This is a genomic window from Brevundimonas sp. Soil_N_31 (assembly GCF_057655995.1).
This window is the reverse complement of the sequence record NZ_JBDGLE010000035.1, coordinates 1-201: the sequence shown is the minus strand read 5'-3', so window position 1 is coordinate 201 and position 201 is coordinate 1. Positions and strand designations below refer to the sequence as shown.

The 201-nt window shown below is 69.2% G+C and carries 1 protein-coding gene; it reads right to left on the bottom strand.

Annotated features, from left to right (window positions below; genetic code table 11):
* Positions 1–201: DDE-type integrase/transposase/recombinase (locus AC3A3G_RS16390; protein WP_487488742.1), on the bottom strand; the 201-nt coding region annotated here is incomplete at both ends.

The window sequence follows — 201 nt, the reverse complement described above, 5'->3', positions numbered from 1 at the left end:
GCCGGTGTCGTCGGCCCACGCCAGGACGGCGTTCGAGGTGTATTCCGTGCCGTTGTCGCTGACGATGGTGTCGGGTCGGCCCCGCTGCCGGATGACGGCGTCCAACTCTCGCACCACCCGAGCGCCCGACAGCGAGGTGTCGGCCACCAACGCCAGGCACTCGCGGGTGCAGTTGTCGATCACCGTCAGGATGCGGAAGCG